At 68.2% G+C, this 9589-nt stretch carries 10 protein-coding genes; 5 read left to right on the top strand and 5 right to left on the bottom strand.

Annotation, left to right across the window (positions count from 1 at the left end; all coding sequences use genetic code 11):
- Positions 1-120: 120 nt before the first annotated feature.
- Positions 121-726, top strand: coding sequence for a DedA family protein (locus ASE78_RS16530; protein ID WP_055757692.1), 606 nt, complete (start codon positions 121-123; stop codon positions 724-726).
- Here the strand turns inward: ASE78_RS16530 and ASE78_RS16525 are convergent.
- On the bottom strand, positions 698-2098 hold the full coding sequence (locus ASE78_RS16525) for a diguanylate cyclase domain-containing protein (protein WP_162236511.1): 1401 nt from the start codon (positions 2096-2098) through the stop codon (positions 698-700). The two genes, ASE78_RS16530 and ASE78_RS16525, sit on opposite strands and share 29 nt — an antisense overlap.
- Before the next feature lie 141 nt (positions 2099-2239).
- Here ASE78_RS16525 and fsa point away from each other — a divergent pair, with 141 nt between their 5' ends.
- Both fsa and ASE78_RS16515 read left to right on the top strand, forming a co-directional pair.
- Entirely contained in the window at positions 2240-2893 is a 654-nt protein-coding gene (gene fsa, locus ASE78_RS16520) for a fructose-6-phosphate aldolase (RefSeq protein WP_056499253.1), read from the top strand.
- A 323-nt stretch (positions 2894-3216) separates the two neighbouring features.
- The gene (locus ASE78_RS16515; protein ID WP_056498582.1) at positions 3217-4104 is read left to right on the top strand and encodes a tyrosine recombinase XerC; all 888 of its coding nucleotides are present in this window, start codon (positions 3217-3219) and stop codon (positions 4102-4104) included.
- Positions 4105-4138: 34 nt separating this feature from the next.
- On the opposite strand, the gene ASE78_RS16510 is transcribed toward ASE78_RS16515, so the two are convergent.
- The 4 genes from ASE78_RS16510 to ASE78_RS16495 form a co-directional block, all read right to left on the bottom strand.
- Positions 4139-4342: a DUF5818 domain-containing protein gene (locus ASE78_RS16510; RefSeq protein ID WP_056498581.1), complete on the bottom strand. Its 204-nt coding sequence runs from the start codon at positions 4340-4342 to the stop codon at positions 4139-4141.
- Between the two features lie 21 nt (positions 4343-4363).
- On the bottom strand, positions 4364-4564 hold the full coding sequence (rpsU, locus tag ASE78_RS16505) for a 30S ribosomal protein S21 (RefSeq protein WP_055757686.1): 201 nt from the start codon (positions 4562-4564) through the stop codon (positions 4364-4366).
- A 226-nt stretch (positions 4565-4790) separates the two neighbouring features.
- Positions 4791-5030, bottom strand: a complete 240-nt coding sequence (locus ASE78_RS16500; protein WP_056498580.1) for a helix-turn-helix domain-containing protein — start codon at positions 5028-5030, stop codon at positions 4791-4793.
- On the bottom strand, positions 5030-5656 hold the full coding sequence (locus tag ASE78_RS16495; protein WP_156351535.1) for a hypothetical protein: 627 nt from the start codon (positions 5654-5656) through the stop codon (positions 5030-5032). The genes ASE78_RS16500 and ASE78_RS16495 overlap by 1 nt, the downstream gene beginning before the upstream one ends.
- Positions 5657-5851: 195 nt before the next feature.
- On the opposite strand from ASE78_RS16495, the gene ASE78_RS16490 reads away from it, so the two are divergent.
- Positions 5852-8017: a primosomal protein N' gene (locus tag ASE78_RS16490; protein ID WP_056498578.1), complete on the top strand. Its 2166-nt coding sequence runs from the start codon at positions 5852-5854 to the stop codon at positions 8015-8017.
- Between the two features lie 257 nt (positions 8018-8274).
- On the top strand, positions 8275-9589 hold a 1315-nt coding region (locus tag ASE78_RS19030), incomplete at its 3' end, for a hypothetical protein (protein WP_162236510.1).

Raw genomic sequence — 9589 nt, 5'->3', positions numbered from 1 at the left:
CGCCACCCATCAGGATACTCGCGTGGGTGGCGGGGAGGGGGAGCGGGCCGGCACCGTCGCAATTCAGCCAGGCTGAATTGCTGAAACGGCACGAAACCCCGCCCCGGACGTTCACGCCCGATGACCAGCTTTATCCTCGATGCCATCGCCTGGGGTGGATATTTCGGTATCTTCCTGTTGATGGCGCTCGAGAATGTCGTGCCGCCGGTGCCGTCCGAAGTCATCATGGGGCTGGGCGGCATGGCGGTCGCGCGGGGTGACATGGCGATGCTGCCGCTGCTGCTGTGGGGCACCGCCGGCACGACGGCGGGCAATTATTTCTGGTACGCGATTGGGCGCCGCTTCGGCTATCACGGCCTGAAACCCTTCGTCGATCGCTGGGGCCGCTGGCTGACGGTCGAATGGGAGGATGTCGAGAAGCTCCAGCGCTTCTTTCGCAAACATGGCGGCAAGACGGTGTTCGTCTTTCGCTTCATGCCGACGTTCCGCACGCTGATCTCGCTGCCCGCCGGCATGGCGTGCATGCCGCACTGGCGCTTCGTGCTGGCGACCTTTACCGGATCGATCCTCTGGAACGCGGTGCTGGCCTATGCCGGGCTGTGGCTGGGATCGAATTTTGAGCAGATCGACCGCTATGTCGGCCCGGCGGCGATCGCGCTGTCGGTGGCGATCGTCCTCGGCTATCTCTACCGCGTCGTCACCTGGAAGCCTCGCGCCCGGCGGTGACGGGGGTTCGCGCCCGCTTGGCGACATAGAGCGCGGCGTCGGCGGCGTGGAGGAGGTCGCGGACGGTCGCCGTCTCCGGCGTGACCGCGGCATAGCCCAGCGTCGCCGAAACCGGCAGCGTCCGCCCGTCGCTGTCGGTCGGTCTGGACAGGTCGGCCGCCAGCCGGGCGGCCAGCGCATCGGCCCGGTTGCAGTCGCCATGCGTACGCAGGATCACCGCGAATTCGTCCCCGCCCATCCGCGCGGCAAAGGCGTTGTCGAGATACGGCGCGCACAGCCGCTGCGCGACCGCGCGCAGCACGTCGTCCCCTGCCAGATGGCCATGGGTGTCGTTGATCGTCTTGAAATGATCGAGATCGATCACGATCAGCCCGCACGTCCCGCCGCCGTCGACCGCAAAGGCGATGTCGCGCGCCAGTTCGGCATCGAACGCCGCACGGTTGGCGATACCGGTCAACGGATCGGTCGAGGCCGAGCGGCGAAGCTGCTGTTCGAGCAGATGCCGGTCGGTCACGTCCTGGAACACGCCGGTCAGCGCCACGACCGTACCGTTCGCATCGCACTCCGCCTCGCCGATCGAGCGCACGCGGCGGTGCCGCCCGGTCGCGGTCACGAAATCGGTTTCGAAATCGAACGGCCCGCCAAGCTCGATCGCATCGGCCAGCGAGGCGCCGACAACCTCCCGCGCGTGCGGCGGATAGAATTGCATCGCCTCCTCCAGCGGCAGCAGCGCGTCGGCGGGCAGTTCATGGATGCGGCGGATACCCTCCGACCAGTGGATGTCGTTGTCGGGCAGCCCCAGCCGCCACGACCCGATCATCGCCATCCGCTCGGCATGGCGGAACAGCCGCTCCTGTCGCGCCAGTTCGCGGGCGTGATCGTTGGCAACCGTCGCCAGTTCGACCGCGGTGCCGACCGACACCTGGGTCGCGATTACCGTCTCGGCGAGATCGGCGAGCGCGCGCAACGCATCCTGCTTTACCGGGTCGAGCGAGCGCGGACGCAGGTCGCCGACGCACATCGCGCCGATGGCATGGCGCTTGCCCGTCTGCGGATCGACGGCGTGGAGCGGCACCCCGGCATAGAAGCGCAGGCCCCCTTCGGTCACAAGGCCGAGGTCGGCGAAGCGATCGTCGAGCGTGCAGTCGTCGACGGTCAGCGGCCGATCGTCGAGCACCACCTGATGGCACAGCGATTCGGTGCATGGCATCTCCAGCCGATCGATGCCGATGGTCGCCTTCGACCACAGCCGTTCGCTTCCGATCATGTTGATCGCGGCGATCGGCGTGCCGATCAGTTCGCGGGCGATCAGGACCAACTGCTCGAACTGGCTGTCGGGGGCAGCCCTGAGCAGCGTCAGGACCCGGTCCACGGCGTCGTGCGGATCGACGGGGGCAAGGGATTCGGACATCATAAAAGCCTAATAGCACGCTATTACCGAAAGGTTGCCCCCGGGCGTGCGATAGGCGATGGCGCGACCCATCCCGTTCCCGATTCGATGGACCTGCCCGACATGAAATTCTTCGCCGACACCGCCGACATCGCCGACATCCGCGAACTGGCCAACACCGGCCTGCTCGACGGCGTGACCACCAACCCGTCGCTGATCCACAAGTCGGGCCGCGACTTCCTCGAGGTCGTCGCCGAAATCTGCACCGTCACGTCGGGGCCGGTATCGGCCGAGGTCGTGGCGCTCGACCACGTGGGCATGATGCGCGAGGCCGAAATCCTGCGCAGGATCGCCGACAATGTCGCGGTGAAGGTGCCGCTGACAATCGATGGCCTCAAGACCTGCAAGGCGCTGAGCGACGACGGGACGATGGTCAACGTGACGCTGTGCTTCTCGGCCAATCAGGCGCTGCTGGCGGCCAAGGCCGGCGCGACCTTCATCTCGCCGTTCGTCGGGCGGCACGACGACATCGGCTTCGACGGCATGGGCCTCATCAGCGACATCCGCCTGATCTACGACAACTATGACTTCGGCACCGAAATCCTCGTCGCCAGCGTCCGTCACCCGATCCATGTCCTCGAGGCGGCGAAGATCGGCGCCGATGTGATGACCGCGCCGCCCTCGGTCATCCGCGCGCTGGTGAAGCATCCGCTGACCGACAAGGGCATCGAAGGCTTCATGGCCGACTGGGCGAAATCGGGCCAGACGATCGGCTGAGCGTTCGCTGGGGAATTGGCGGGATAGCCAGTTTCAAGGCGGTTCCCGCCCGCTCCCCCTCCCGCCCGGCCACCCACAGCGTATCCTGAATGGGTGGCCGTGAGACGTGCCGGCACCGCAGGACGTGCACCGGCACGATTCGGGTCAGGACGGATCGACATTGAACAATCCGGGCGGCGTTTTCAGGCCCGATCCGTCGTCACCCCGGACGTGTTCCGGGGTGACGGGTTTGCCAATGGCATCGCCGAAGATTGATCCGCCCGGCTTCCAAGCCTGCGCCGCACCGGTTCCCTCTGCCGCCCTTCACCGCTACCCTGTCGCCCATGTCCCCGCCGCTTCCGCTCGCCTTCGCCACGTATCTGTCGCGCGACCGGCGGCGGTCGGCGCATACCGTGCGCGCCTATGCCGCCACCGCCGAGCGGCTGATCGCCTTTCTCCAGACGCATCACGGCGGCGCGGTCGACGGCCCCGTGCTGGCGGCCCTCACCCCGGCCGATCTGCGGGCGTTCCTCGCCCATCGTCGCGAGGCGGGCCTCGCCAACGCTTCCGCCGCGCGCGAATTGTCGGCGGTGCGGGCGTTCCTGACGTTCGTCGGCGGGAGCACCGCCGTCCCCCGGCTACGCGGCCCGAAAGTAGCGCGCGGCGTGCCCCGCCCGATCGCGCCCGACGAGGTCGTGTCGCTGGCGGAGGAAGTCGCCGACGCCGCCGCCGAACCATGGATCGGCGCGCGCGACTGGGCGGTGCTGCTGCTGCTCTATGGCGCGGGGCTGCGGATCGGCGAGGCACTGGCGATCACCGGCGCCGCATTGCCGCTCGGCGAAACGCTCAGCGTCACCGGCAAGCGCGACAAGACGCGAATCGTGCCGTTGCTGCCGCCGGTACGCGCCGCGATCGACGCCTATGCGGCCCAGCAACCGTGGGGCACCGCGCGCGACGCGCCGCTGTTCCGGGGAGCGAAGGGCGGGCCGCTCGACGCCGGGGTGGTGCGCCGTTCGGTGCGCACCGCGCGGCGCGCGCTGGGGCTGGGCGACCGCACCAGTCCGCATGCGCTGCGCCACAGCTTCGCGACGCACCTGCTCGGGCGCGGCGCGGACCTGCGGTCGTTGCAGGCGCTGCTCGGCCATGCCAGCCTGTCGTCGACGCAGATCTACACCGCCGTCGATGCGGCCCATCTGCTCGACGTCTATCGCAGCGCGCATCCGCACGGATAAGGGCCGCGAACATCAAACACTCGCGGACAGGCGCTCAGGCCAAGCCGATACCATCGGCATCAACCAGATCGGCGTCGACCAGCGTGCCGACCACGCGGACACGCTTCTCGACCTCGTCCACCGGGGTACGGTGGAGTTCGAGCCGATAGCGCCCGCCCCTGTCACGGCGAAGGTAGAAGGCACCGCCGTCGCGCACCAGCGTACCCGTCTCGTCGATCCGGGTGCCGATGGTCGTCACGGGGCGGCGGCGCCGTCGCGATCAGCGATCGCGTTCTGCGCGCTTGCGCTCGGCCTTACGGGCGCGGCCGATCGCGGCCGCACGCTCGCGGGCGCGCTTCTCGGACGGCTTCTCGTAGTGGCGGCGCAACTTCATCTCACGATAGACGCCTTCGCGCTGCAGCTTCTTCTTGAGTGCGCGGAGGGCCTGGTCGACGTTGTTGTCGCGGACGATAATCTGCATGACGGGTCTGGCTTCGCTTTCGATACGATATGAACAAGGCGAGAATCACGATCGAGTCGTGTCCCGCAAGTGGCCCCGCCTATGCCGATCGACCCCGTCTTGGCAATAACCGATCGACGTTTCGGGGGCCGGGACCTCGATTCGGACGATAGTTTTGCGCGATTTTCCGGGTATCGGGGCGGCCGGCCGGATGGGAGCAAGGCCGCAATGGCGCGCAGGATACCCCTCAATCGTCGACACTTTCGGGGCGAAGATCGTCGTCGGACGGGTCGTAGCCGAGAATATCGCCGGGTTCGCAGTCGAGGAAGCGGCAGATCGCGGCCAGCGTCGAGAAGCGCACGCCCTTCACCTTGCCCGACTTCAGCAGCGACAGGTTGGATTCGCTGATCCCGACCGCCTCGGCCAGTTGCTTCGAGCGGACCTTGCGCCGTGCCAGCATCACGTCGAGGTTGACGATCACCGGCATCAGATGAACTCGGCCAGATCGCGTTGCGCCCGCACGGCGGCCTCCAGCGCCCAGACGGCGGCATAGGCGGCGAACGCGAGGAGCAAGGCGGTGCCGATCATGCCGAAGCCGATCGAGAGGACGATCATCGCTCCGTCGGGCGTGCCCGGCGACAGGAGGGTTTCGAGCAGCGATTCATACACCGGCTGCGCCAGCGACCAGGCGATCGCGGCAATCGCCGCACGGCGCAGCCAGCGCAGCGCCTGCGGCAACGCATCGCGCCCCGCCCCGCCCAGCCGGCGCAGCGCCAGCCCGACACTGAGTATCAGCAAGGCGAACGGCACGGTATCGACCGCATCGATCAGTGCGAGACCGATCCGCACGTCGCCGCGCGCGGCATAGGCGTCGAACCGGCGCTGCGTCACCGGGGACGCTGCGACCTCGATCCGGGTTTCCTCCGCCAGCAGCACGCCGGGCTGCGCCTTCCACACGCACCCGTCGCCGGTGTCGCAATAGGGCGAGGCGCCCGGCGTAACCCCGGCGGTCACGATGACGAACGGCATCGCCAGCGCCGACAACAGGAAAACCGCGCCGGCAAGACGACACAGCTTCGCCTTGGCAGGGGGCAGCAGCGTCGCGTCCGGCATGATGCTTCTTTCTGTTTTACGGAAATATCTTGCGCTTCTACAGGGCATCGGCGGCACAACGGAAGCCGTCGCGCATCGACGCGGCAACGAAACCGGCCGGAGCGGGACGTTCGCGTCGCGGAGAATGGGGCAAGCAAGGGCGATCCGCCCGCCGCCAATTCCCAACGCCGCCCGCACGCCCTATCTATCGCGGCGATGTCCCGTGCCCGTGTCCTCCTGCTCAACGCCGCGCTCGGTCCGCTCGACTACCGGGTGCCGCACGGCATGACCGTCGAGGCGGGATCGATCGTCACCGCCCCGCTCGGGCCACGCCAACTGGTCGGCGTGGTGTGGGATGCCGATCGCCTCGCGACCGAGGAGGTCGGCGACAACCGGCTGCGCCCGCTGCTGGCCGTCGCCGACGTGCCGCCGATCGCCGCGCCCCTACGTCGGCTGGTCGAGTGGACGGCGGGCTATTATCTGGCGGCGCCGGCGTCGGTGCTGCGGATGTGTCTCGCGTCCAACTCGGCGCTGGAGGGGGCGAAGCTCGCCATCGAATATCGCGCGACCGGCGTGGTGCCCGATCGCATGACGCCGCAACGCGAACAGGCTTTGGAGCGGATCGGCGAGCGGCGCGGGCTGGTGCGTGAGCTTGCCGGCATCGCCGACGTGTCCGACGCGGTCATCCGCGGGCTGGTGAAGCAGGGCGCGATCGAGGCGGTGTCGGTCGACATCGACCAGGCCTATCCCGAACCCGATCCCGACCATGATGTGCCCGCACTCTCGGCCGATCAGGCGGCGGCGGCCGATGCGCTGACCCAAGCGGTCGAGGCGGATGCTTTCCACCCCTTCCTGCTCGACGGCGTCACCGGATCGGGCAAGACCGAGGTATATTTCGAAGCCGTGGCGGCGGCGATCCGCGCCAGGCGACAGGTGCTGGTGCTGCTGCCCGAGATCGCGCTGACCGAACCGTTCCTCAAGCGGTTCACCGCGCGCTTCGGCTGCGAGCCGGTGCCGTGGCACAGCGACCTGCGCTCGACGCAGCGCCGCCGGGCGTGGCGGGCGATCGCGAGCGGACAGGCGAAGGTCGTGGTCGGCGCACGATCGGCGCTGTTCCTGCCCTATGCCGATCTCGGGCTGATCGTCGTCGACGAGGCGCACGAGACGAGCTTCAAGCAGGAGGAAGGCGTCCATTATCACGCGCGCGACGTGAGCGTGATGCGCGGCCTGTTCGAACAATGTCCAGTGATCCTCGCCAGCGCGACGCCGGCGATCGAGACGCGGCAACAGGTGGCACAGGGGCGCTATACCGAACTCAAGCTGCCCGGCCGCTACGGCAAGGCGCAGTTGCCGACGATCGAACCGATCGACCTGATCGACCAGCCGCCCGAGCGCGGCCGCTGGATCGCAGCGCCACTGGTCAAGGCGATCGACGAGGCGCTCGGCCGCAAGGAACAGGCGCTGTTGTTCCTCAACCGGCGCGGCTATGCGCCGCTGACCTTGTGCCGGTCGTGCGGGCATCGTTTCCAATGCCCCAACTGCACCGCATGGATGGTCGAGCATCGCCTGATCCACCGGCTGTCGTGTCATCATTGCGGCCATATGATCCCGACGCCGCGTGCCTGCCCCGAATGCAAGGCGGAGGACAGCCTCGTCGCCTGCGGTCCGGGGGTCGAGCGTATCGCCGACGAGGCGGCGGCGCTGTGGCCGACGGCGAAGATAGCCGTCGTCACCTCCGACACCATCTGGTCCCCGGCCAAGGCGGCGGAGTTCGTCGGCCGGATGGAGGCGGGCGACATCGACATCGTGGTGGGCACGCAACTGGTGACGAAGGGCTATCATTTCCCCAACCTCACCTGCGTCGGGGTGATCGACGCCGATCTGGGGTTGCAGGGCGGCGACCTGCGCGCCGCCGAGCGCACCTTTCAACAGATCGCGCAGGTGGCGGGACGCGCCGGGCGCGGGTCGAAGCCCGGCCATGTCTATATCCAGACCACGCAGCCCTCCGCCCCGGTGATGCAGGCGCTGATCTCGGGCGATGCCGACAGCTTCTATGCCGCCGAGACGGAAGCGCGTGCCGATGCCGCCGTGCCCCCGTTCGGGCGCTATGCCGCGATCATCGTGTCGTCGGAGGACAGGCAAGCCGCCGAGGCCACCGCGCGCGCGATCGGCCGGGCGCAGCCGCAGGTGGAGGGGTGCCACGTCTATGGCCCCGCCCCCGCCCCGCTCGCGATGCTGCGCGGCCGCCACCGCTTCCGCCTGCTGGTCCACGCGACCCGTACCCTCGACGTGCAGGACGTGATCCGCGACTGGCTCGCCTCGGTCGAATGGGGTGCCAAGGTCCGTGTCGCGGTGGATGTCGACCCGTACAGCTTCCTATAAACCGGATCGACATTCAACGAATTGGCTTCCCAATCTGCTCCCCTCCCTGACAAGGGAGNGGCCCGAGAGGAAACGGTAGCGCTCCACAACCGGCCCACCCACCCCCAACCCCTCCCTGGTCAGGGAGGGGGATGCACGAGCCGCTGTTTGACTGAATGTCGATCGGTCCTAAACCTACGGTACGCCCGCACCCGCTTGGCGAAGCATGCTGCGCAGCATAGCATTGCGTCCGGGGAAAACGGGGGAGCGATACGATCATGATTCGCGCACTGGCGGCGGCGCTGCTGACGCTCTGGCCGGTCGCGGCGCAGGCCGAATGGCAGGAAGCGTCGTCGGACCATTTCACGGTCTATTCGGATGACAAGCCCGCCAATGTCGCGCGCTTCGCCGAACGGCTCGAACGCTTCGACAAGACGTTGCGGATGCTGACCAGCATTCCCGCGACGCCGGTATCGCCGGCCAACCGCGTTACCGTCTATGTCGTCAACGACACCTCGACGGTCGCGAAGCTGTCGGGATCGGCCAATGTCGCGGGCTTCTATATTCCGCGCGCGGGCGGATCGCTCGCCATCGTGCCCAAGAGCGCGGGCCAGAGCGCGGACGATCTGAGCGAGGAACAGGTGCTATTCCACGAATATACCCATCATTTCATGCTGTCGAACTGGGCCGATGGCGCGTTCCCGGCATGGTTCGTCGAGGGGTTCGCCGAATTCTTCGCCCCCACCCGCATCCGCGCCAATGATTCGATCGAGGTCGCCCGGCCGCCAATGTATCGCGGCTATGCCTTTGCCAACGGCCTGCCCGTCAGCGCGCAGACGCTGCTGACCGGCGATCCGAAGAAGGTGGACGTCGACGCGATCTATGCCGAGGGCTGGCTGCTGACCCATCTGCTGCTGACCGACCCGAAGCGGCGCGGGCAGCTCGATGGCTATATGGCGGCGATCAACGCGGGCAAGACCGGCGCGCAGGCGGCGGCGGCGTTCGGCGATCTGACGGCGCTGAACCGCGATCTGCGCACCCACCTGACCTCCGGCCTCAAATACCGGATCATCCCGCCCGGCACGATCCCGCAGGCGAAGGTGGCGGTGCGCGCGCTGGGGCCGGGCGAGGCGGCGACGATGAAGGCGCGCATCCGCTCGAAACGCGGCGTCGATGCGAAGGAGGCACAGGTGGTGCTGGCGCTCGCCCAGCGGGCCGCCGCCTATTACCCCAATGACCCGGCGGCGCAGGTGGTGCTGGCCGAGGCGGAATATGACGCCGGCAACCATGGTGCCGCCGAAGCCGCCGCACGCCGCGCGGTCGCCGCCGATCCGAAATCGGTCGACGGTCATGTCTATATCGGCATGACGCGGATGGCGGCGGCACAGGCCGCCAGCTCGCAGGACGCGGCGCAGTGGCGCGACATCCGCCGGTCGTTCCTTGCCGCCAACACGATCGAGAACGACGATCCCGAACCGCTGATGCTGTTCTACCGCAGCTTCGCCGCCGCCGGCCGCGAACCGAGCGCCAATGCGCGCGAGGCGCTGGCCCGCGCGCAGTCGCTCGCGCCGCAGGACCGGTCGCTGCGCATGG

The organism is Sphingomonas sp. Leaf25 (genome assembly GCF_001421635.1).
GTDB lineage: Bacteria > Pseudomonadota > Alphaproteobacteria > Sphingomonadales > Sphingomonadaceae > Sphingomonas.
This window is presented reverse-complemented; position numbering and strand designations above follow the sequence as displayed.